Genomic DNA, 21549 nt, shown 5'->3' with positions numbered 1-21549 from the left:
ACCGGCAATCAGCGCCCGACGATGGATCATAACAAGAGCAAACCCGAGCGACTCGAAGCCGAGATGATGGATCAGGACAAGCGCAAACCCGTCATCCTCAGCGCCGAGATCGTGGCCGAGAGCCGCCTGTTCAAGGTGGAGTCCCTGCATCTGAAATTCTCCAACGGCGAGGAGCGGGTCTACGAGCGGATGCGCGGTGGCAACAGAGGCGCCGTCATGGTGGTGCCGCTGTTCGACGCGCACACCCTGCTGCTGGTGCGCGAATACGCGGCGGGCACTCACTCTTACGAGCTCGGCTTCCCCAAGGGGCTGATCGATCCGGGTGAGAACGCCTTAGAGGCGGGCAACCGGGAGCTGATGGAGGAGGCGGGCTTCGGCGCCCACAGCCTGATCCCCCTCAAGCAGGTGTCGCTGGCCCCCGGCTACTTCTCCAGCCGGATGGATATCTTGTTGGCCCGGGATCTCTTCCCCGAGCAGCGCATCGGCGACGAGCCGGAGCCGCTCGAGGTGATCCCCTGGCCGCTCAACCGCATCGACGAATTGCTGGCGCGCCCCGACTTCACCGAGTCGCGCAGCATCAGTGCCCTGCTGCTGGCCCAGAAGTGGCTGGCGGAGCAGGAGAAGAAGCGCCCATAAGGGCATAAAGGGTAATAAAAACAGAGGGTAGCAAGATGCAGGAGTTGTTGGCCTGGGTGCCTGGGGTCAAGGAGATCGCCCGTGAAGCGGGTCGGATCCTTCACGAAATCTATCACGGCGGTCAGTTCGAGCGTCAGCTGAAGGAGGATGCGACCCCGGTCACCAGTGCCGATCTTGCTGCCGATGCCTACCTCAAGGGGGCGCTGTCGGCGCTCACTCCCCATGTTCCCGTGCTGACCGAAGAGGCGGCCGATGTGCCCTTCAGCCAGCGATCCAACTGGCGGCAGTACTGGCTGGTAGATCCCCTCGACGGCACCGGCGAGTTCATCGCCGGCAGCGGCGACTTCGCCACCCTGATCGCCCTGGTGCGGGACAACGTGCCTGTGCTCGGCGTCATCTATGCCCCAGAATCCGACGTGCTCTACTGGGCGGTGCGTGGCCACGGCGCCTTCAAGGAGGTGGGGGGCGAGATCTATCCCATCAGCGCCATGCACCATGAACACGACCTGCCGGATGCGCTGGTGGTGGCCATCAGCCGACGCCAGAAGCTGGAGAGGCTGACCCGCCGTCTCAACCCGGCCATCAACTACGAGCTGATCCCGCTCGGCTCCAGTTCCCTCAAGTCCTGCCTGGTGGCGGAGGGGGCCGCCGACTGCTATGTGCGGCTCGGCCCCACCGGCGAGTGGGACACCGCCGCCGCCCAGTGCATCGTCGAGGCGGCCGGTGGCCGCATCCTCAGCCTGACCCTGCAGCCGCTGAGCTACAACGAAACGGAGTCTCTGGAGAACCCTGACTTCATCGTGATGGGGGATCCGGATCTCGACTGGGGCAAGATACTGGCGCACTGAGCCGGCTGAAAAATCACCGCTGATCAGCAATCAGGCGACCTCGGGGTCGCCTGATTGTTTGGTGTGATCCGCTGGTTATATCCGTGATGAGCAGGGATATCCGCTATCAAATCGCGAAGATAACAGTGGATCATCACAAGGGCGCCATGAGAATTGGCATATTTTTCAGGTAATCCTGCAAACTCAAGTTTGGTCAAAATAAAAAAATGGATATGGATCTTATTTTGGTTCTATATATCGCAAAATTGACAATTTGTAGTTTTACAGGATTCCGTGATCCAGATCCTGTTCCCAATCTCACTGGCCCGAGCCCGTAATGGTAGTGATATGTTTCAGTGCCGCGTTTTGAGAATTAAATTCGGATAAACCACAATATGTGCAGATTAAAATACTGACCATAAGTGAATTATCGATGAGTTTATCTGCAGAGGTTACCAAGGAGCTGTCTGGTTCCCAGCCAGCCATCGCCATCAGCAGCTGGCGCCGTCATGACACCCACTGGGTGATCAGCCTGTTTGGCACCGCCGTCGGCGCGGGCATCCTGTTCTTGCCCATCAACCTGGGTCTCGGCGGGATCTGGCCCCTGCTCATAGTAGCCGTGCTGGCCGGTCCCATGACCTTCCTGGCACACCGCGGGCTGGCCCGCTTCGTGTTGTCCTCCTCCCGTCCCCAGGCCGATTTCACCGAGGTGGCGGAGGAGCACTTCGGCAAGATGGCTGGCCGCCTCATCTCGGCGCTCTACTTCCTCTCCATCTTCCCCATCTTGCTCATCTACGGGGTGGGGCTGACCAACACGGTGGAGAGCTTCATGGTCAACCAGCTCGGCATGGCGACCCCGAACCGGGTGATGCTGTCCGGGCTGCTGGTGTTTGCCATGATCGCGGTGATGATGGCTGGCGAGAAGGCGATGCTGCGGGCCTTCGCCTTCATGGTCTATCCGCTGGCGGCCATCCTGGCGGCGCTCTCCTGCTACCTGATCCCCCAGTGGCACTGGCCGGAGGTGACCGCCTTCGACGGCGCCAGCTTCCTCAACACCGTCTGGTTGGCGCTGCCGGTGACCGTCTTCGCCTTCAGCCACGCCGCCGCCATCTCCGGCTTCGCCAACGTGCAGCGCCGTGAATATGGCGAGCAGGCGGAGGCCAAGAGCGGCCTGATCCTGCGCAACACCACCGTCATGCTGGTGGGCTTCGTGCTGTTCTTCGTCTTCTCCTGTGTGTTGAGCCTCTCCCCGCTGCAGCTGGCCGAGGCCAAGGCCCAGAACGTCTCGGTGCTCTCCTATCTCGCCAACATCACCGATAACCCGGTGATCATCACCCTGGGGCCGCTCATCGCCTTCATCGCCATCAGCTCCTCCTTCCTCGGCCACTTCCTGGGGGCGCGGGAGAGCCTCAAGAGCCTGATCGCCAAGCCCACCGGCCTGTCGATTGCGAAGGCGGACAGGCTCGGCATAGCGCTGATGTTCTTCGCCATCTGGGGGGCGGCGGTGCTCAACCCCGGCATCCTCGGCCTGATGGAGACCCTCTCCGGCCCCGTCATCGCCATGATCCTGTTCATCATGCCGGTGGTGGCCATCTACAGGGTGGAGGCACTGGCCCGCTTCCGTCAGGGCTGGGTGAACGGCTTCATCCTGCTGACCGGGTCGCTGGCGGTATCGGCGCTGATCTTTAGCCTGCTGAAGTAACAGCAGCGCTGCGGCCAAAAAGAAAAGAGGCGACCCCTGGGTCGCCTCTTTGCGTTCTGATTGAGCGCTCAGCCCAGCTTGGCGCCGTTCTCCACCGCCTGCTCCGGGATGGCCATCACCACGGCGCCGTCGGCCCGGTAGAAACCGGTCAGCAGAAACTCCGATTGGATGGGGCCTATCTGCTTGGGCGGAAAGTTCACCACCGCGACTATCTGGCGCCCCACCAGCTCTTCCGCTTGATAGAGATCCGTGATCTGGGCGCTGCTCTTGCGCACCCCGAGCTCTGGCCCAAAATCGGCCCATACCTTGTAGGCGGGCTTGCGCGCCTCGGGGAAGGGCTCGACCCGCACCAGGGTGCCCACCCTCAGCTCCACCATCTCGAACTCTTGCCAGCTTATGGTCTGCATCTGCTCTCCTCGCGTGTCGTCCATGTCCGCCAGCATGCCCGATCTCGCCACGGCTTGTCTTCGGCGCAGAGCCGGTGCGTTACGGCAGCCGGCCGTTTTGCTGGCGCCAGGCCGAGGGGGTCAGCCCGGTCTCGGCCAGGAAGCGCTCGGCGAAGGCGCCCTGGTTCTGGTAACCGACCCGGCAGGCGACGTCGCCTATGGGCAGGGTGCCCTGGCTCAACAGGGTGCGCGCCAGCGCCATGCGCCGCCCCCGGATGTAATGGGAGACGCTCATGCCGAGCTGCTGGCGAAAGGCGTGCTTGAACTGGCTCTGGCCGAGGCAGGCAACGCCGGCGAGTCGCTCGTTGTCGAGCGGCTCGGCGAGGTGGGCCTCGATATGGCGCTGCACCCTCGCGATGCGGGGGGCTATGCGGGTCGCCATGGCCGGGCCCATGCCCCGTGACTCGGCCAGCAGCCCGAGCCAGACCTGCTCCATGCCGGCCACCTGCCGACCCTCTGCCACCATCCGGTGCAGGAAGGCGAGGTAGTGGCGCTGGGGCTCGTCCAGCGTGATGAAGGGCTTGCCCGCGAGCGCTTCCGGCAGCCAGGGGCTCTCCTGCACCAGGAAGGAGAGCGCCGGATCGGCCGCGAAGTCGTGCCGCTCGCCGGGGGCTATCACGCAGGCGAAGCCGGGCTCCAGCCTGCACCCCTGGCCCTGCACCTCTATTTCGATGGGGCCGTCGAGGGGGATCACCAGCTGGGCGAAGTCGTGGCTGTGGCTGCTGATGTCGCTCTGGTAGCGGCGCAGGCTGAAGGGGGGTGGGGCAGATGGCAATGACGCGGCCCGGGGCCGCGTCATCGAAGAAAGATCGCTCTTTGGCATAGGCTGAGAGGATTATTCGACGTCGAAATCTTCGATCTCTTTGCCCAGCGCTTCCATGATGGCGCGCGCCTCGGCAGGGACGCTGTCCGGATGGTCCTTGCGCAAGTCGTCGTCACCGGGCAGCGGCTGGCCGGTAAACGCGTGCAGGAAGGCCTCACAGAGCAGCTCGCTGTTGGTCGCATGACGCAGGTTGTTCACCTGGCGACGGGTGCGCTCATCGGTCAACACCTTCAGCACCTTGAGCGGGATCGAGACGGTAATCTTCTTGACCTGTTCGCTCTTCTTACCGTGTTCCGCATAGGGGCTGACGTAGTCGCCGTTCCACTCTGTACCCATGATTCACCTGTTCTCATTTGGCCGTGAGCGCGGATTTTAACCCTTAAGGTATTCAATGGCAATCCAACGGCAAAGCCATTTAGACGTCTGGAAGTGTTGACGGCTTTTTTGTGCTGGCGTAAGGTGGTTCACCATGGGCTGGCGATAGGGCCGGCCATGGCGGGAACGGGTGTGGCAGAGTCAAGGCGGCCATCGTCCAGAGACAGATCAAGGAGAGTGAGATGACCCACAAGGCCACCCTGGCGGTACGCACCGGGATTGAGACAGACACACAGCACGGCGCAGTGGTGCCGCCCATTTACCTCTCCAGCAACTACACCTTTGCCGACTTCGGCGAGCCCCGTCAATACGATTATGCCCGCTCCGGTAACCCGACCCGCTCCAACCTGGCGGACGCGCTGGCGGCGCTGGAAGGGGGGGCGGGCGCCGTGGTGACTGGCACCGGCATGGGCGCCGTGCACCTGGTGACCACGGCCCTGCTCAAGGCGGGTGATCTGCTGCTGGCCCCCCACGACTGCTACGGCGGCACCTGGCGCCTGTTCGAATATCTGGCGGCCAAGGGCCACTACCGGGTGCAGTTCGTCGATCAGGGGGATGCCGCCGCCCTGGCCGCGGCGCTGGCGCAGAAGCCGGCGCTGGTGTGGGTCGAGACCCCCTCCAACCCGCTGCTGCGGGTGGTGGATGTGGCCGCCATCGCCGCCGCCGCCCACGAGGTGGGCGCCCAGGTGGTGGTGGACAACACCTTCCTCTCCCCGCTGTTGCAGCAACCGCTGGCGCTGGGGGCGGACGTGGTGGTGCACTCCACCACCAAGTACATCAACGGTCACTCCGACGTGGTGGGGGGCGTCGCCATCGCCAAGGAGCCCGCGCTCGCCGACTCCCTGGTGTGGTGGGCCAACTGCCTCGGCCTGACCAGCGGGGCCTTCGATTCCTACCTCACCCTGCGCGGGTTGCGCACCCTGGCCCCCAGGCTGCGCACCCACCAGGAGAACACGGATCGCATCCTCGCCTTCCTGCAGCAGCAGCCGCTGGTCAAACAGATCTACCACCCCAGCCTGCCGAGCCATCCGGGTCACGAGATTGCGCGCCGTCAACAGTCCGGCTTCGGCGCCATGCTAAGTTTTGAGCTCGACTGCGACGAGGCGGGGCTGCGCGCCTTCCTCGAGGCACTGACCCTGTTCTCGGTGGCCGAGTCCCTCGGCGGGGTGGAGAGCCTGGTGGCCCATCCGGCCAGCATGACCCACAGGGCCATGACCCCGGCGGCCCAGCAGGCGGCGGGCATCAGCGCCCAGCTGCTGCGCCTCTCGGTGGGCATAGAACACGGCGACGATCTGGTGGCCGATCTGGCCCAGGCGTTTGCCAAGGCGCAGTTGGCCGGGCAATGACCCGGCCGCAGACAGCAAAGACAGAATAAAACGGAACAGGCGGTGAAGTAATGGAACAGCAGCAAGGAGAGAGCGCGGTGGCGGTACAGACAGGGTTGAAGCGGCGTCATGTGCACAAGTTTGGGGGCAGCAGCCTGGCGGATCCGGTCTGCTATCGCCGGGTCGCCACCATAGTCGAGCAGCAGGTCGGCGGTCAGGAGCTGGTCGTGGTCTCCGCCGCCGGCAAGACCACCAACCGCCTGATCCAGCTGGTGGAGCTGGCCGAGGCGGGGGACGAGGCCGCCGGTGAGGCCATCTCGGCGCTGCAATCCTATCAGCAGAGCCTGATCGACGGCCTGCTGGAGGGGGAGTGGCAGCTCGACCTGAGCCGGCAGCTGGCCGATGACGTGCAGTTCATCGGCAAGACCCTGGAGGGACAGTTCGATCGCTTCGCCCGCAACGGCCTGCTCGCCTTCGGCGAGGTGTGGTCGGCGCGCCTGCTGGCCGCCCTGCTCAGCAGCCGCGGCGAGCCCGCCATCTGGCTCGACGCGCGCAGCTTCCTGCGTGCCGAGGACGGTGCCCTGGTCAAGGTGGATACCGCCATCTCCAGCGAGCTGCTCAAGGCGCGCCTGGCCGAGCATGCCGGCCGCATCGTCGTGACCGGCTTCATCGCCGCGGATCTGGAGGGGCGCTCCCTGCTGCTCGGCCGCAACGGCTCCGACTACAGCGCCAGCCTGCTTGCGGCGCTGGCGGACGGGGAATCCACCACCATCTGGAGCGACGTGGCCGGAGTTTACAGCGCGGATCCGCGCCGGGTGAAGGAGGCGCGCCTGCTGGAGCGACTCAGCCTGGCCGAGGCCAACGAGCTGGCCCGCCTCGGCTCCCCGGTGCTGCACTCGCGCACCTTGCAGCCGGTGGCCGACAGCCGTCAGCGCCTCACCCTGCGCTGCAGCTACAACCCGGACGAGGGTTGTACCCACATACTGCGCCGCGCGCCGCGCTCCGGCGGGGCACGCATCGTCTCCTCGGTGGATCAGATAGCGCTGATCGAACTCAAGGTGCTGCCCCAGACCAGCTATGAGCAGACGGTGGCCACGATCGAGGCGCATCTGGCCCGCCACCGCCTCAACCCGCTCACCCTGCAGCGCCAGCCGGATCGGCGGGTGCTGCGCCTCGCCTACACGCTCGAAGTAGCAGAAGGGGCGTTCGAGATCCTGCGCGACTTCCAGTTGCAGGGCAACTTCACCGGCCTCATCCAGAAGGAGGGCTACAGCCTGGTGGCCCTGGTCGGCGCCGGGGTGACCGACAACGCCGAGCAGTGTCACCGCTTCTATCAGCTGCTGGCGGATCAGCCGCTGGAGTTCGTGCAGGTGGCCAGAGACGGCTTGAGCCTGGTGGCGGTGCTGCGCCAGGTGGTGCTGGAGCCGCTGCTCATCGCCCTGCACGGCGCTCTGTTCAGCCGCCCGACCCGGGTCGGCCTGGTGCTGTTTGGCAAGGGCAACATCGGTGGCCACTGGCTGAGCCTCTATGGCCGCGAGAAGGCGCGGCTCGAGCACGAGCTCAACCTGACCCTGACCCTGTACGGGGTGTTCAACTCGCAAGGGGGCGTGCTGGACGAGGAGGGGCTGGATCCGCTCAAGGTGCGGGATAACTTCAATCCCAGGCCACTGATCTGGCCCGAGCTGCTGGGCCAGCTGGAGCAACATGGCTTCGACAGCCTGATCGCGCTCGATCTCACCGCCAGCGAGACGGTGAGCCGCTATTACCCTGACTTCGCCCAGCTCGGCTGCCACATCATCGCCGCCAACAAGTTTGCCGGCGCCGCCGAGAGCGAGTTCTACCAACGCATCAAGCAGACTTGCCGCGATCACCAGGTGCAGTGGCGCTACAACGCCACCGTCGGCGCCGGTCTGCCCATCCAGTCCAGCATCCAGATGCTGCGCCAGAGCGGCGATCGCATCCAGGGGGTCTCCGGCATCTTCTCCGGCACCCTCTCCTGGCTGTTCCAGCAGTACGATGGCAGCCGCCCCTTCTCCGAGCTGGTGGACGAGGCCTGGCAGCACGGCCTGACCGAGCCGGATCCCCGCGAGGATCTCTCCGGCCAGGACGTGCGCCGCAAGCTGCTGATCCTGGCGCGGGAGGCGGGCTTCGAGCTCGACTCCGCCGACATCGAGCTGGAGAACCTGGTGCCCGTGGTCCTGCGCAAGGTCAGCACGGATCAGTTCATGGACAGGCTCAAGGAGCTGGATGATCCCATCCAGAGCGCGTTCGAGGGGGCACGTCGGGTCGGCAAGGTGCTGCGCTACGTCGCCCGCTTCGAGCACGACGGCAAGGCGCGGGTCGGGCTTGAGACCCTGGAGCCGCACCATCCGTTCGCAAACCTGCTGCCCTGCGACAACGTGTTCGCCATCGAGAGCGACAGCTATCGCACCAACCCGCTGGTCATTCAGGGGCCGGGGGCGGGGCGCGAGGTGACGGCGGCGGCCATCCAGTATGATCTGTGGCAGATCTGCGCCAGCCTCTGAGGGGCTAGTCGATAAAACAAAGAAGAGGCGCCCAAGGGCGCCTCTTCTCGTTGGGTGATCGCAATGCCTTACCAGAACAGCTTGCCCAGCAGGGGGGCCAGCAGCACCGTCGCCATGCCGGCGATCATCATCACCATGCTGGAGACCACCCCCTCCTCGTTGCCCATCTGGTAGGCTCTGGCGGTGCCCGCGCCGTGGGCCGAGGCACCGAAGCCGGCCCCCTTGCCGAGGCGGCTGCGGATGGCGAGCACCGTCAGCACGCTCTCGCCGACCGCCATGCCGATCACCCCGGTCAGCACCACGAACAGGGCGGTGAGATCGGCATTGCCGCCGACCGAGCGGGTCGCCTCCACCGCGAAGGGGGTGGTGATGGATCTCATGGCCATGCTGCGCTGCAGCAGATCGGAGAGATGCAGCCAGCGCGCCAGCAGCACAGTGCTGCCCACCGCCATGAGCACGGAGGCGAGCACCCCCACCGACAGGGAGAGCCAGTGGCGGCGCATCAACTGGCGGTTCTCGTAGACCGGCACCGCGAAGGCGACGGTGGCCGGGCCCAGCAGCCACAGCAGCCAGTGCGACTCGGCCATGTAGTCCTGATAGGGGATGTGGAACAGCATCACCACCGCCACCAGCAGGGCCGGCGCCAGCAGCAGTGGCATCAGCGGCAGTATGCGCTTGCGGCCATAGAGCCACTTGCTGGCGTAGTAGAACAGCAGGGTGAGGGCGAAGCAGAGCAGGCCGAGCAGGGTATCAGACATGGCGGCGGCTCCGGCGGGCCAGCTTCAGCTCGAGCCGATAGACCCTGTCCACCACCAGGGCCGTGGTGCCGAGCACCAGCACAGTGCTTATCACCAGCACCAGCATGATGCGCCACCCCTCCTGCAGCAGCAGATCCTGATAGTTGACCACGGCCACCACGGCGGGCACGAAGAACAGCAGCATCTCCGCCAGCAGCCAGCGGGCACCGGCGCTGAACCACTGCGCCTTGACCACCCCGAGCAGGATGCAGACCAGCAACAGCAACATGCCGGTGAGGTTGGCGGGCAGGGGCAGGTGGAAGGTGCGCACCGCGGTGTCGGCCAGCAGCCAGATGGCGGCCAGCAGGGCGATTTGGAAGGGGGTTTGTAGCCAGCGAAGGCAGAAGGCTTTCATGATGGGCGTCTTTTTGTGAACCTGGTCACAGTATAAGTGCGGGCCAAACCTGCAAAAAATGAATTTAAATTATGAAAAATATGCCAAATTGGCATTATTTAGCGAACCCTCCGACGAGCGTCCCATGGATATCCGAGCCCTGCGTTACTTTGTCGAACTGGTGCGGGAGCAGAGCTTCACCCGCGCCTCCGAGAAGCTGTTTGTCACCCAGCCCACCATCAGCAAGATGATCCGCAACATGGAGGAGGAGCTGGGTCAGCCCCTGCTCAACCGGGAGGGGCACAGCTTCACCCTGACCGACAGCGGCCAGGTGCTGTTTGCCCGTGGCCAGCTGATCCTGGCCCAGATGCAGCAGCTGGAGGCGGAGCTCGCCGATCTGCAGAGCCTGCAGCACGGGCGCCTCGCGCTCGGCATCCCGCCCATGGTGGGCCACGTCTATGCGGATCTCATCCGCACCTACCGCAGTCGCTACCCCAGGGTGGAGCTCTCCATCGTCGAATATGGCGGCCGTCGCATCGAGCAGGCGGTGCTGGAGGGGGAGCTGGATCTCGCCATCACCATGTTGCCGACCAGGGAGGGGGGCGCCCTCAGCGCGCTGGAGCTGGATTGCTACCCGATCCAGGTGGTGCTGCCGGATCTGCCGCGCTGGCGCGAGCGCAACGAGATCAGGCTGGAGGATCTGCAGGAGGAGCCCTTCCTGCTCTACACCCAGGCCTTCACCCTGAGCGAGCGACTGGAGCAGGCCTGCCAGCAGGCGGGCTTCGTGCCCCAGGTGGCGGCGCGCAGCAGCCAGTGGGATTTTCTCACCGCCATGGTGCGCAGCGGCATGGGGGTCGCCTTCCTGCCCGAGCCCATCTGCCGGCGGCTGACCCCGGACGGGCTGGTGTTGCGCCCCCTGCTGCCGGAGCTGAGCTGGCGACTCGGGGTGATTTGGCCGAGCCGGCGCTACCTCTCCCGCACCGCCGAGGCCTGGCTGGCCCTGTGCCGCGAGAGCCACGGCTGAGCACTCAACTGCGCAGCAGGGCGCCCAGTTGGCGACATAGTCTGCGCAGGGTCTGGTTGTCGAGGCAACCAAAGCCGAGCAGCCAGCCCTCCAGCCTGGGCTCGCCGAGGTAGAACTGGCCGAGGGGGCGCAGGCCCAGCCCCAGGGCGTTGGCGGCGTCGGTCCAGCGGGCCTCGCCGCCCGGCGGCAGCAGCACGGCGCACTGCAGCCCGGCGCCGCTGTGGATGGGGGTGAGCAGGGGGCAGTGCTCGGCCAGTTCGCTCAGCAGCAGATCCCGCCGGCTCTGGTAGAGCAGGCGACTCTGGCGCAGGTGGGTGGCGAAGTGACCGGCGCGGATGAAGTCTGCGGTGACCGCCTGCTGCAGCTGGTTGCTGTGACCGTCGAAGGCGGCGCGGGCCCGGCTGAAGGCCTCCATCAGGGGGCGCGGCAGCACCAGGTAGGCGAGGCGCAAGGAACCAAACAGCACCTTGCTGAAGGTGCCAACATAGAGGACCCGCCCCTGACCATCCAGCCCCTGCAGGGCGGGCAGCGGGCGCTGATCGTACTGATATTCCCCATCGTAATCGTCTTCCAAAATCCAGGCCCCGTGCCGCTCGGCCTCGGCCAGCAACGCCATCCGCCGCGGCAGGCTCATGGGCACGCCGAGGGGATACTGATGGGCCGGGGTGCAGTAGATGAGCCTTGGCCGCGGATGTTCCCCTGCCGGGTTGAGACCCTCCTCGTCCACCGGCACCGGATGGACGCGGGCGCCGGCACTCTCCAGCGCGGTGCGCGCACCCGGGTAGCCGGGATCCTCCACCCAGACGCTGTCGCCGGCATCGATGAGCAGCTGGGTCGCCAGCAAGATGCCCTGCTGGGAGCTGGTGAGGATCAGGATCTGATCCGGCTCGCACACCACCCCCCGCGACTGCACCAGATAGCTGCTGATGGCGGCGCGAAGGGGAGCCAAGCCCTGTGGATCCCCGTAGTTCATCCAGTCGCTGGCGCGCTGGCGCCACTGTTGCTGCATCAGCCGCCCCCAGAGCGCCTGGGGGAAGAGGCGCGGATCCGGCTGGCTGGAGGCGAAGGAGTCACCCACCTGGGGCGCGTTATGGCAGGCCCCGCCCGCCGCCATCTCCTGGCCGCGGCGCGACAGCCCCGCCGCCGACTGGGGCGGCCTGGGGGCGGGGCGCACCACCGCCAGGGCGACGAAGCTGCCGGCCCCCACCCTGCGCACCAGATAGCCCTCCGCCTCCAGCCGGCCGTAGGCCAGCTCCACCGTGCTGCGGGAGATGCCGAGATCCCGGGCCAGCATGCGGCTGGCGGGCAAGCGGCTGTGCTGGGGCAGGTGACCGGCCAGGATGGCTTCCCGCAGGGTACGCACCAGCTGCTCATGGAGCGGCAGAGCGTTCTGTTGCTGGTCGGAAAACAGGGTGGGCAGGGCGGTCATGAGGGCCTCCGGGTGGGGCACTGTGCCCGCAAAATTGGTCTGCCTATATTGGCAAAATTGGTCGGCGTGGCAAGGCCATTATGACGCTACATTGAGGGTCAGAGAATGGAGTGCAACCACCACAAGGAGTCGGGATGTCAGAGTTCAGTGCCCTCATCAGCTGGCAACGGGGGGCCGGCGAGGCCTTCGTCGATCAGCGTTACAGTCGGGCCCATGAGTGGGAGTTTGACGGCGGCGTCAGGGTGCCCGCCTCCTCCTCCCCCCATGTGGTGCCCTTGCCCTTCTCGGTGGCGGAGAACGTCGATCCGGAGGAGGCTTTCGTCGCCTCGCTCTCCAGCTGCCACATGCTGACCTTCCTCTGGCTGGCGGCCAGGGAGCGCTATCTGGTGGAAAACTATCGGGATCAGGCTTGGGGGGTCATGGAGCCGGACGAGCGGGGTCGCCAGTCGATCACCAGGGTCACCCTGCGCCCCAGGGTGCAGTTTGGCGGGGAGCGCCAGCCTGGCCTGGCCGAGCTGGAGCGACTGCACCATCAGGCCCACGAGCAGTGTTTCATCGCCAACTCGGTGAGAACCGAGATCACCACCGAAGTCGCGCTATATCAGGAGTCCGTATGAGTCATGTATTGAGCACCGGGGTGGCCAGCCCGCAGGAGGCCAGCGCCTTCTTCGAGGCCCAGCTGGCGTTTCGCACCGATCCGGCCGATCTCGCCGTCGATCTGCTGGCCGGTGAGCCCGGCATCGTCGTCATCGACACCCGCTCCTTCGATCACTATGGGAAGGGCCATATCCCGGGGGCCATCTCCTTCCCCCACAGCACCATGAGTCCTGCCACCACGGCCGGGCTGGCGCGAGACAAGGTCTATGTCTGTTACTGCGACGGCATCGGCTGCAACGGCTCGACCCAGGGGGCTTATAAACTGGCGGCGCTGGGCTTTCGGGTCAAGGAACTGATCGGTGGCCTGCACTGGTGGCGGCAGGACGGTTTCGCCGTCGCCACCGGCGGCGAGGCCGGTGTGTTGCAAGAGGGGGGGATCAGCTGTGGCTGCTAATCGAGTGACGACTCACATCACCAACGAATTCAATCAACCCCTGGGGGCCGAGGTGGCGGATTGGGCGGGCGCCGAGTTTCCCCCCAAGGCGGTCATGAGCGGTTGGGGCTGCCGGCTGGAGCCGCTGGACCCTGAGAGCCACGGCGCCTCGCTCTGGCAGGCGTTCGGCGCCGATGATGGGGCCATGTGGACCTATCTCACCAGCGGTCCCTTCGCGGATGAGGCGGCCATGCTGGCCTGGCTGCAAGGGGTCGCCGCCAAGGCCGATCCCCAGTTCTATGCCATTGTCGACGAGGCGAGCGGCAAGGCGCTCGGGCTTGCCAGCTACCTGCGCATCGACCCCGCCGCGGGCAGCATAGAGGTGGGCTGGCTGCACTTCTCGCCGGCCATGCAGCGCACCCGCCTCTCTACCGCAGCCATGGCGCTGATGATGGCCAATGCCTTCGCGCTCGGCTACCGCCGCTACGAGTGGAAGTGCAACGATTTCAACTGGCCCTCGCGCCAGGCGGCGCTGCGGCTCGGCTTCAGCTACGAGGGGACCTTCCGTCAGGCGCGGGTGGACAAGGGCCGCAATAGGGATACCGCCTGGTTCTCGGTGATCGATGGGGAATGGCCCGCCCTGCAAGGCTGCTTCGAGCGCTGGCTGGAGGATGACAACTTCGATGGGGCAGGGCACCAGCGGCTGCGGCTCTCGGATCTGACCGCCGCCTGCCACCCCGAGGGGGAGTGACGCGGGCAGCGGGTTGTCGGGTCGCTCTATCCTGCGTTCGATGACGCGACTCGAACCCGCCGACCGATAAAACGAAAGAGGCCCCGGATGCGGGGCCTCTTCTATGCATTCTGCTGTTCAGTCATGGTGCTCGTCCCTTAGTGTTCACCGATGGGCGCGGCGATCCACTTCAGAAGGCGAAGCATGTCTTGCGGCGCCACTCCGACCGAGAGGCCGCGCTTGCCGCCGCTCACCAGGATCTCGTCAAACGCCATGGCGGAGTCGTCCAGCACTGTGGGCAGCAACTTCTTCTGGGCCAGCGGGCTGATGCCCCCCACCTTGTAACCGGTCAGCTTCTCGGCCTCCGCCGGCTTCATCATCTCCACCTTCTTCAGCCCCGCCGCCTTGGCAAGCTGCTTCAGGCTGCACAGACCCGATGACGGCACTATGGCCACCACCGCCTGCTTGTCGTGATGGGCGATCAGGGTCTTGAACACCTGGGCCTCCGGCAGGCCGAGCTGAGTCGCGGCATGCTTGCCGAAATCATCGTGGGCCTCGCACTCGTAGGGGTAGAGCTTGTGGGGGATCTTGAGCTTCTTCAGCAAGTTGATAGCGGGGGTCATAAGGATTCCTTGAGCCTAAGCAAGGCCAAATAGTCTGCTCCTGCTGGCCAAATGGTGCAAGTTGATGAAGATAAGGTTTACGAATAGGTCAGACTTTTTTCTGGAAACTTTCAGGATCATTTCGCGACTATTTGATTGAATACGCCTATTTTATTTCGTGATTTTTATTGCAAAATTTGATCACAATATGCAGGGCTTAAAATTAAGTATACCTAATTATGGCAGCGAAAATACTCATAGTGGCAGCGGAATGCTGCCACTCAAGCCTATGCAGTTTATTGGGTAGCAGACCCAGTACATTGATATTCTTTGGTTACCATCCAGTTTGTGCAACCACCGAAACCGTCTGTCATATTACATTGCTTTGTAATTCCCCCAAAGGCTTCCGCATGGGTATAACCCCATACTGCGCATCTTTTAGCTGCCAGTGAAATTGCTTGTTCCTCATTGACTTGGGGAACTTCAAACTGACCAAACTCGTACGAGAGTCTAATGACGCCGTCAGCTTTGCTTCCTCCTGTCGCAGACCAGTCTTTTGTCGTTGAACAACCACCTAATAGAATTGAAGTAAGTGCTAGCAACATTGTAATTTTTTTCATATCACATCCTTATGAAATAGGGCCCAGCATGAACCCCCGGATACTCTATTTTTAGTTATTGCAATTGTCATTACCTGTAATAAGTTCTGTGACAAGGGTCACCAGTCAACCATTGTAGTTAGTCCGATTACGCTGCGCTAATCGAACCTACAGAGAGGGAGAGGGCTGACATCCGGCGAGGCAATGCGTGGAAATTAAAAGGGCGCCAATATGGCGCCCTTTTACTCAGGAAGGGGAGCTTGATAGCCCGCCTGTCAACCCGTGTTGCGCATGCCCGCCGCAATACCAGCGATGGTGACCATCAGCGCCTGATCCAGCTCGGGGTGCAGGATCTCGGCGTGGTTGCGCGAGCGGCCAAGCAGTTCGACCTGCAGCACGTTGAGCGGATCCGTGTAGGGGTTGCGCAGCTTGATGGACTCCTTGATCCAGGGCTGGTCGTCGAGCAGGTCGCCCTGCGGGCGCAGCTCCAGCACCACCTGGATGGAGTCGGAGAGCTCCTGACGCAGCTGCTTGCCGAGGGTCCACAGCTCCTGCGGCACCAGACGGGTGTCGTAGTACTCCGCCAGCCAGAGGTCGGCCTTGAGGAACACCATCTCCAGCATCTCGAGGCGGGTGCGGAAGAAGGGCCACTGGCGGCTCATCTCGTCCAGCACGCTCTTGTGGCCGTCATCTATGGCCTGCTGCAGCCCCTTGTGGGCGCCGAGCCAGGCCGGCAGCATCAGCCGGTTCTGGGTCCAGGCGAAGATCCAGGGGATGGCGCGCAGGCTCTCGACACCACCGTTGGGCTTGCGCTTGGCGGGACGGGAGCCGAGCGGCAGCTTGCCGAGCTCCATCTCCGGGGTGGCGGCGCGGAAGTAGGGCACGAAGTCAGGATGGCCGCGCACTATGGAGCGGTAGTGTTCGCAGGAGGCTTCGGCCACCTGTTCGATCACGGCGCGCCAGCTCTCTTTCGGCTTGGGCGGCGGCAGCAGGTTTCCTTCCAGCACCGCGCTGGTATAGAGATTCAGGCTGTGGATGGCGACCTTGGGCAGGCCGAACTTGAAGCGGATCATTTCGCCCTGTTCGGTCACGCGCAGGCCACCGCGCAGGGATCCCGGCGGTTGGGACAGGATCGCCTGATGGGCGGGGGCGCCGCCACGACCGACGGTGCCACCACGGCCGTGGAACAGGGTGAGGCGCAGGTTGTTGGCCTCGGCCAGTGCCACCAGGGATTCCATGGCGGCGTACTGGGCCCAGCCGGCGGCCATCATGCCCGCATCCTTGGCGGAATCCGAGTAGCCGATCATCACGTACTGACGACCCTGGATGTAGCCGCGATACCAGTCCACCGACAGCAGGCGCTCCATCACGGCGGTGCCCGCCATCAGATCTTCCTGGGTCTCGAACAGCGGCGCCACCGGCATGCGGAACTTGCAACCGGCTTCCTTCAGCAGCAGTTGCACCGCCAGCACGTCGGAGGGGGCGCCGGCCATGGAGATGATGTAGATGCCGAACGCATCGGGGTCGTGCTCGGCGATGACCCGACAGGTGTCTATGGTCTCGCGGGTCTCGGCGCTCGGCTCCCAGTCGGTCGGGATCAGCGGGCGGCGGGAGTTCAGTTCATTGAGCAGGAAGGCCTGCTTGTCGTCTTCGCTCCACTCGGCGTAGTCGCCCATGCCGAGGTAACGGGTCAGCTCGGAGAAGACCTGGCCGTGGCGCTCGCCGTCCTGACGGATGTCGAGCTTGACCAGATGGATGCCGAAGCAGGCCAGCTTGCGCAGCACGTCCAGCAGCATGCCGTCGGCGATGTTGCCCATGCCGCAGGCATGCAGGGAGTGGTAGCAGAGCTCCAGCGGCTCGCGCAGCTGGGCCGTGGTCTTGACCAGATCCCGGCTCTCGCTGACCTGACCCTGCACCTTGGCGGTGAGGAATTCCTGGGTCTCGCGCAGCTGTTCGCGCAGCTCGCGCACCAGGGCGCGGTAGGGCTCGGGGTGATCGCCCACTTGCTCGCGCAGGGCGTCGGTGCAGTCGGACATGGAGAGCTCGGAGGTGAGCTCCTTGATGTCTTTGTAGAACAGGTTCACCGCCATCCAGCGGCCCAGCTCCAGCACCTCGGCGGTCACCTTGGCGGTGACGAAGGGGTTGCCGTCACGGTCACCGCCCATCCAGGAGGTGAACTTGACCGGTGCGGCATCCAGCGGCAGGCGCACGCCAAGGTGCTGCTGCAGACGCTCGTCCAGGGTGCGCATGAATTCGGGAATGGCGGGCCAGAGGCTGTTTTCCACCACGGCGAAGCCCCACTTGGCCTCGTCTACCGGGGTCGGGCGCTGTTCGCGGATCTCGTTGGTGTGCCAGGCCTGATTGACCAGCTGTTCGATGCGATTGAGGATCTTGTCCCGCTCGCGGGGCAGCAGATCGGACAGTTCCAGCGCTTCCAGGCAGTCGTTGAGCTGCACGTGCTTGTGGATCAGGGTGCGACGGGTCACCTCGGTCGGGTGGGCGGTCAGCACCAGATCGATATCCAGCTCGCGCACGGCCTGGATGATGGCCTCCTGGGACAGGTTGGACGCTTTCAGCTTGGCGAACATCTGCTCCAGCGGATCCGGGGTGCTTTCCTGCTCTTCGCTGCGGCGGGAGATGGTGTGGAACTGCTCTGCCACGTTGGCCAGGTTGAGGAACTGGCTGAAGGCACGGGCCACCGGCAGCAGCTCGTCATCGGAGAGGGTGCGCAGGGTCTCGAGCAGCGACTCACGGTCTGCCTCGTTGCCCTTGCGGGAGGACTTGGCCAGCTGACGAATGGTCTCGATCTTGTCGAGGAAGGCCTGTCCCTGATGATCCTTGATGGACTTGCCCAGCAGTTGGCCCAGCATGCCTACGTTGGCGCGTAGCGCGGCGTACTTTTCGTTCATTCCACATCCTTATTTTGTTGGTGCCTCCTTACCTTCCGGGGTGAGAGGCAGCCTCACTTATTGTTGTGTGATTACAACATATGCTCCGTCATCTTAGGGGGACAATCTACTCGGATTGTCTGCGCAAGGTCAAATAACAGGCCGATACAGAACATGTATTTCCCTCACCTGTCCCTGGGCGCCATGTCATGTAACTTACTTACATTCCCCTCGATTCAGAGGCAGAAACGCCGGATCAGGTGCTGCAGCACCGCCGTGGTCGGCTTGACGAACGACAGATCCAGATACTCGTCCGGTTGGTGCGCCTGGGCGATATGACCGGGTCCCATCACTATTGTCTGGCATCCCAATTGCTGGATAAAGGGGGCCTCGGTGCAATAGTTCACGGATTCGGCGGCGTGGCCGCTCGCCTTCTCGGCCTCGCGCACCAGCACGGAATCATCGGCGCAGGCGTAGGCGGGGATCGGCTCGTGCAGGTGTTGCAGGTGCAGGCAGCCCGGCTGATGAACTTCGATGGGGGCGAGCGCCTCCTTGAGCATGCCCATCAGTTCGTCCGGCCCCACCTGCGGGGTGGGCCTCATGTCGATGTGCAGCTCGCAACAGCCACAGATGCGGTTAGGGCTGTCGCCCCCCTGGATGTAGCCCAGATTGAGGGTGGGCTGCGGCACCGCGAATCTGTGGTCGGCGTACTTCTCCTTCAGGCTCTGCTGCAGCCTGAGCACCTGGCCCATGGCCTGGTGCATGATCTCCAGCGCGTTGACCCCGTTGGCGGGATCCGAGCTGTGGCCGCTCCGGCCTGTGATGCGGATCGCCTCGGACATGTGGCCCTTGTGGGCCACCACGGGCACCAGCCCGGTCGGCTCGCCGATCACCGCGTAGTCCGGCTTGAGCTCGGCCGCCGCGGCGATGGCGCGGGCGCCCGCCATGGTGGTCTCCTCGTCGGCGGTGGCCAGGATGCGCAGCGGCTTGCTGAGGGTGGTCAGGTCGATCTCTTTCAGCGCCTCGACGATGAAGGCGAAGAAGCCCTTCATGTCGATGGTGCCGAGCCCATACAGGCGGTTGCCCTCCTCGGTCACCTTGAAGGGATCCTTGCTCCAGCCCCCCTCATCGAAGGGCACCGTATCGGTGTGGCCCGCCAGCAGCAGACCCCCTTCTCCCTGGCCGATGCTGGCCACCAGGTTGAACTTGCCGGGCAGCTCCGGCAGCGCGGTCACCTCGCAGTGGAAGCCGAGCTGGCCGAACCAGTCGGCCAGCAGCCGGATCACCGCCTCGTTGCTCTGATCCCAGCGGGGATCCGTGCTGCTGATAGAGGGAATCGCAATAATATTCTTATAAAGTGAAAAAAAATCCAGATTGGCCATCAGCTGCTCCTTGCGTCCCCGGAATGTTTCTGTTAGAAAATACAAATGCAAAGTGAGTGCATGAATATTCTTTTCGAGTACTCATCGACAAGGCTTCTAGTTGTAAGGGAAAGTTAATGTTCTGTCACCTGATCTATAACCGACGACACACACCCGCCTGATTTGCCCCTCCGCACTCGTTGCATCAAAGGGGCGATAGCTCACCCCTTGCACCGCAGCACCATGCTGTGAACTTCGAACTCAGACTTGGAATATTCAACAATGCTTAACACCGTTATCGTCGGTGCCAGTGGCTACGCGGGAGCCGAACTGGCCGCACTGGTCCAGAACCATCCACAACTCAAGCTGTTCGGCCTCTATGTGTCGGCCGGCAGCCAGGATGCGCACAAGCGTTTCTCTTCCCTCCATCCCCAGTGGGTCGGTGCGCTGGATCAGCCGCTGCTGCCGCTGGACGATGACGGCATGACCCGGATCCTGACCCAGGCCGACCTGGTGCTGCTGGCCACCGCCCACGAGGTGAGCGCCGAGCTGGCGCCCAAGTTCCTGGCCAAGGGGCTGCCGGTGTTCGATCTCTCCGGCGCGTTCCGGGTCAGGGATCAGCAGTTCTACGCCTCCTTCTACGGCTTCACCCACCAGAGCGAGCAGTGGCTGGATCAGGCCGCCTACGGTCTGGCTGAGTGGAATGCCGATGCCATCAAAGCCGCCCAGCTGATTGCGGTGCCCGGTTGCTACCCGACCGCCTCCCTGTGCGCCCTCAAGCCGCTGCAGCAGGCTGGCCTCATTGCCAAGGGGTGGCAGCCCATCATCAATGCGGTCTCCGGGGTCTCCGGGGCCGGTCGCAAGGCCGCCATCAACACCAGCTTCTGCGAGGTGAGCCTGAATCCTTACGGCACCTTCAATCACAGACACCAGCCGGAGATCAGCCACCACCTGGGCAAGGAGGTGCTGTTCCAGCCCCACCTCGGCAACTATGTGCGCGGCATCCTGGCCACCATCTATGTGCAACTGGCGGACGGCGTGACGGCGACCCAGGTGGATCAGGCCTTCCTCAAGGCCTATGAGGGCAAGCCGCTGGTGCGTCTCACCGGCCAGATGCCCTCCATCCGCGGCGTGGCGAGCACCCCCTATTGCGACATCGCCTGGCAGCAGCAGGGCAACATGCTGGTGGTGGTCTGCGCCATCGACAACCTGCTCAAGGGCGCCGCCTCCCAGGCCATCCAGTGCATAAATATCAAGTTTGGTTTTGAACCGGCCACCGGCCTGATTTAACGCTTTAAGGAAGGATAGAGAAGATGGACAAGCAGACGCTGGTAATCAAGTTAGGTGGGGCGCTGATCGAGAATGACGAGGCGCTGACCGCCCTGTTCGCCACCCTCAAAAGCTTCTTGGATGAGCAGCATAGGCCCCTGGTGCTGGTGCACGGCGGCGGCTGCCTGGTGGACGACCTGCTCAAGGGACTGGGGCTGACTTCCACCAAGAAGAACGGCCTGCGGGTCACCCCCTTCGAGCAGATCCCCTTCATCGCCGGCGCCCTGGCGGGGACCGCCAACAAGATGATGATGGCCAAGGCCATTGCCACCGGCATCCCGGCGGTGGGGCTCTGTCTGGCCGATGGCGGCCTGTGCCAGGTGACCCAGCTCGACCCGGATCTCGGCGCCGTGGGTGATTGCCAGCCGGGCAACCCGGCGCTGGTGCAGGGCATCCTCGGTCAGGGCTTCCTGCCGGTGGTGAGCTCCATCGGCATCACCGCCGCCGGCCAGCTGATGAACGTCAACGCGGATCAGGCGGCCACGGCGATTGCCGAGGCGCTCGGCGCCGATCTGGTGATGTTGTCCGACGTGAGCGGCATCCTGGATGGCAAGGGCAAGCTGGTGCCGCAGCTGAACAAGGCGACCGCGCTGGATCTGATGGAGAAGGGGGTGATCAGCGACGGCATGGCGGTCAAGGTGAAGGCCGCGCTGCACGCCGCCGAGACCCTGGGCAAGCCGGTCTGCGTCGCCAGCTGGCGCTACCAGGATCAACTGCTCAAGCTGCTGGCTGGCGGTGCGGTCGGCACCCAAGTCACCCTCTAACCC

21 protein-coding genes are annotated in these 21549 nt (G+C 64.2%); 11 read left to right on the top strand and 10 right to left on the bottom strand.

Annotated features, from left to right (window positions below; genetic code table 11):
* Nucleotides 1-21: 21 nt before the first annotated feature.
* The 3 genes from nudE to KW825_RS12385 all read left to right on the top strand — a co-directional run bounded on the left by nudE (nt 22) and on the right by KW825_RS12385 (nt 3165).
* The gene (nudE, locus tag KW825_RS12395) at nt 22-636 is read left to right on the top strand and encodes an ADP compounds hydrolase NudE (protein ID WP_218291586.1); all 615 of its coding nucleotides are present in this window, start codon (nt 22-24) and stop codon (nt 634-636) included.
* Between the two features lie 35 nt (nt 637-671).
* Nucleotides 672-1484: a 3'(2'),5'-bisphosphate nucleotidase CysQ gene (gene cysQ, locus KW825_RS12390; RefSeq protein WP_218329391.1), complete on the top strand. Its 813-nt coding sequence runs from the start codon at nt 672-674 to the stop codon at nt 1482-1484.
* A gap of 412 nt (nt 1485-1896) precedes the next feature.
* Nucleotides 1897-3165, top strand: a complete 1269-nt coding sequence (locus KW825_RS12385; RefSeq protein WP_218329390.1) for an aromatic amino acid transport family protein — start codon at nt 1897-1899, stop codon at nt 3163-3165.
* A gap of 68 nt (nt 3166-3233) precedes the next feature.
* Here the strand turns inward: KW825_RS12385 and KW825_RS12380 are convergent, their stop codons facing one another.
* From KW825_RS12380 to metJ, 3 genes are all read right to left on the bottom strand, one after another.
* Nucleotides 3234-3572 (bottom strand): tRNA-binding protein, encoded by a 339-nt coding sequence (locus KW825_RS12380; protein ID WP_218291589.1) that lies wholly within the window; start codon nt 3570-3572, stop codon nt 3234-3236.
* A gap of 79 nt (nt 3573-3651) precedes the next feature.
* On the bottom strand, nt 3652-4410 hold the full coding sequence (locus KW825_RS12375) for an AraC family transcriptional regulator (RefSeq protein WP_218329389.1): 759 nt from the start codon (nt 4408-4410) through the stop codon (nt 3652-3654).
* Between the two features lie 36 nt (nt 4411-4446).
* The gene (metJ, locus tag KW825_RS12370; RefSeq protein ID WP_033128908.1) at nt 4447-4770 is read right to left on the bottom strand and encodes a met regulon transcriptional regulator MetJ; all 324 of its coding nucleotides are present in this window, start codon (nt 4768-4770) and stop codon (nt 4447-4449) included.
* A 221-nt stretch (nt 4771-4991) separates the two neighbouring features.
* Here metJ and metB point away from each other — a divergent pair, with 221 nt between their 5' ends.
* Nucleotides 4992-6155 (top strand): cystathionine gamma-synthase, encoded by a 1164-nt coding sequence (gene metB, locus KW825_RS12365; protein WP_218329388.1) that lies wholly within the window; start codon nt 4992-4994, stop codon nt 6153-6155.
* A 50-nt stretch (nt 6156-6205) separates the two neighbouring features.
* The gene (locus KW825_RS12360; RefSeq protein WP_218329387.1) at nt 6206-8659 is read left to right on the top strand and encodes a bifunctional aspartate kinase/homoserine dehydrogenase II; all 2454 of its coding nucleotides are present in this window, start codon (nt 6206-6208) and stop codon (nt 8657-8659) included.
* Nucleotides 8660-8727: 68 nt separating this feature from the next.
* Here KW825_RS12360 and KW825_RS12355 read toward each other — a convergent pair whose 3' ends face one another.
* Together KW825_RS12355 and KW825_RS12350 are read right to left on the bottom strand one after the other, a co-directional pair.
* Nucleotides 8728-9417 carry an LrgB family protein gene (locus KW825_RS12355; protein ID WP_218329386.1) on the bottom strand — a complete coding sequence of 230 codons (690 nt, stop codon included), beginning with the start codon at nt 9415-9417 and terminating at the stop codon, nt 8728-8730.
* On the bottom strand, nt 9410-9811 hold the full coding sequence (locus KW825_RS12350) for a CidA/LrgA family protein (protein ID WP_218291593.1): 402 nt from the start codon (nt 9809-9811) through the stop codon (nt 9410-9412). Before KW825_RS12350 ends, KW825_RS12355 begins: the two co-directional genes overlap by 8 nt.
* 124 nt (nt 9812-9935) lie before the next feature.
* Between KW825_RS12350 and KW825_RS12345 the strand changes: the two genes are divergently transcribed.
* The gene (locus KW825_RS12345; protein ID WP_218329385.1) at nt 9936-10814 is read left to right on the top strand and encodes a LysR family transcriptional regulator; all 879 of its coding nucleotides are present in this window, start codon (nt 9936-9938) and stop codon (nt 10812-10814) included.
* Between the two features lie 4 nt (nt 10815-10818).
* Here the strand turns inward: KW825_RS12345 and KW825_RS12340 are convergent, their stop codons facing one another.
* Entirely contained in the window at nt 10819-12243 is a 1425-nt protein-coding gene (locus KW825_RS12340; RefSeq protein ID WP_218329384.1) for a PLP-dependent aminotransferase family protein, read from the bottom strand.
* A 134-nt stretch (nt 12244-12377) separates the two neighbouring features.
* Here KW825_RS12340 and KW825_RS12335 point away from each other — a divergent pair, with 134 nt between their 5' ends.
* The 3 genes from KW825_RS12335 to KW825_RS12325 are packed head-to-tail and all read left to right on the top strand — an operon-like array spanning nt 12378 to nt 14024.
* Nucleotides 12378-12860 carry an OsmC family protein gene (locus tag KW825_RS12335; RefSeq protein WP_218329383.1) on the top strand — a complete coding sequence of 161 codons (483 nt, stop codon included), beginning with the start codon at nt 12378-12380 and terminating at the stop codon, nt 12858-12860.
* Complete coding sequence (locus KW825_RS12330; RefSeq protein WP_218329382.1) at nt 12857-13294, top strand: rhodanese-like domain-containing protein; 438 nt, start codon at nt 12857-12859, stop codon at nt 13292-13294. Before KW825_RS12335 ends, KW825_RS12330 begins: the two co-directional genes overlap by 4 nt.
* A complete protein-coding gene (locus KW825_RS12325) occupies nt 13284-14024 on the top strand; it encodes a GNAT family N-acetyltransferase (protein WP_218329381.1) in 741 nt (246 codons plus the stop codon). Before KW825_RS12330 ends, KW825_RS12325 begins: the two co-directional genes overlap by 11 nt.
* Before the next feature lie 137 nt (nt 14025-14161).
* Here the strand turns inward: KW825_RS12325 and ybaK are convergent, their stop codons facing one another.
* The 4 genes from ybaK to argE all read right to left on the bottom strand — a co-directional run bounded on the left by ybaK (nt 14162) and on the right by argE (nt 19474).
* Nucleotides 14162-14626, bottom strand: coding sequence for a Cys-tRNA(Pro) deacylase (gene ybaK / locus KW825_RS12320; RefSeq protein WP_033128898.1), 465 nt, complete (start codon nt 14624-14626; stop codon nt 14162-14164).
* Nucleotides 14627-14901: 275 nt separating this feature from the next.
* A complete protein-coding gene (yecR, locus tag KW825_RS12315) occupies nt 14902-15225 on the bottom strand; it encodes a YecR family lipoprotein (RefSeq protein ID WP_218329380.1) in 324 nt (107 codons plus the stop codon).
* Between the two features lie 254 nt (nt 15226-15479).
* Nucleotides 15480-18113, bottom strand: coding sequence for a phosphoenolpyruvate carboxylase (ppc, locus tag KW825_RS12310; RefSeq protein WP_218329379.1), 2634 nt, complete (start codon nt 18111-18113; stop codon nt 15480-15482).
* Nucleotides 18114-18328: 215 nt separating this feature from the next.
* Entirely contained in the window at nt 18329-19474 is a 1146-nt protein-coding gene (argE, locus tag KW825_RS12305; RefSeq protein ID WP_218329378.1) for an acetylornithine deacetylase, read from the bottom strand.
* Nucleotides 19475-19735: 261 nt separating this feature from the next.
* Here argE and argC point away from each other — a divergent pair, with 261 nt between their 5' ends.
* Together argC and argB are read left to right on the top strand one after the other, a co-directional pair.
* A complete protein-coding gene (gene argC, locus KW825_RS12300; RefSeq protein ID WP_218329377.1) occupies nt 19736-20743 on the top strand; it encodes an N-acetyl-gamma-glutamyl-phosphate reductase in 1008 nt (335 codons plus the stop codon).
* Nucleotides 20744-20766: 23 nt separating this feature from the next.
* Nucleotides 20767-21546, top strand: coding sequence for an acetylglutamate kinase (gene argB, locus KW825_RS12295; RefSeq protein ID WP_042653100.1), 780 nt, complete (start codon nt 20767-20769; stop codon nt 21544-21546).
* The last annotated feature ends 3 nt before the right edge of the window (nt 21547-21549 follow it).

Origin of the sequence: Aeromonas sp. sif2433 (assembly GCF_019218705.1) — a bacterium.
GTDB lineage: Bacteria > Pseudomonadota > Gammaproteobacteria > Enterobacterales > Aeromonadaceae > Aeromonas > Aeromonas encheleia.
The sequence above is the reverse complement of the archived record's forward strand: the minus strand, read 5'-3'. Positions and strand labels throughout refer to the sequence as shown.